Here is a 676-nt window from a genome sequence, read left to right as displayed (position 1 = left end):
CGCCACGCGTTGACAGTACCTCTTGAGGCGTTTGTTATGCCACTGTTAACAACGAACCCATTTTCGTTTATTTTCTGCTGAACGTTGAATTTTTTTGGACTTGGTCAACTCGTTAATTGCCTTAGTAAAATCAGACTTAGATAAGCCTAATTGCTTTTGTAATGTCGGATCCAAAGCCTTCGGAGATTTAAGAGCAGAAAACACTTTATCTTGTGGCGTGTTTTCTTGCTGCACACAAGGCATTTGAACTACGGTATCGTCTTTAGTACGTATTGTTTGGACATTAGCGCCAAGTTGTCCACACTGAAACTCGAACGCAGAAATCAAACTCTCATCATTACTGTAAAGTTCAAAAATAACTGTACTAAACTGTTTTTTGTCTAATGCTAACAGGACTTTAGATAGGTAAGCGATGATATAAAAGTCGGCTTGATTTGTGCCAGAAGGATAGTCAGAAAGGTACAAAAATAGTGATTTTTCACAAATACGCTGAACTGACTCGACTTTGGAAAAGACAAACACTTTATCAATTACTGTCGCTTTAACCTTTTCCAATTCTTTGAGGCCTATATTTTCAGCATCTACAAATATCATTTTCATCTTATCACTAGCTTCCTTGTCACTGATTTAGCCTAAAAATTACAAATAGTTAGAGATTATCAATGAAGTAGCATAA

The 676-nt window shown here is 36.5% G+C and carries 1 protein-coding gene; it reads right to left on the bottom strand.

The annotated features are described in order from the left end of the window. Positions 1-45: 45 nt before the first annotated feature. A complete protein-coding gene (locus GOU96_RS18025; protein ID WP_069217460.1) occupies positions 46-600 on the bottom strand; it encodes a hypothetical protein in 555 nt (184 codons plus the stop codon). Between the last annotated feature and the right edge of the window lie 76 nt (positions 601-676).

The sequence above is a fragment of the Vibrio sp. R-1 genome (genome assembly GCF_035615595.1).
In the GTDB taxonomy this organism is placed as follows: Bacteria; Pseudomonadota; Gammaproteobacteria; order Enterobacterales; family Vibrionaceae; genus Vibrio; species Vibrio cholerae.
The sequence above is the reverse complement of the archived record's forward strand: the minus strand, read 5'-3'. Positions and strand labels throughout refer to the sequence as shown.

What these genes read in the sequence shown, in the direction of transcription:
- GOU96_RS18025 (WP_069217460.1), bottom strand. Translation starts at nt 600, where the DNA reads ATGAAAATGATATTTGTAGATGCTGAAAATATAGGCCTCAAAGAATTG.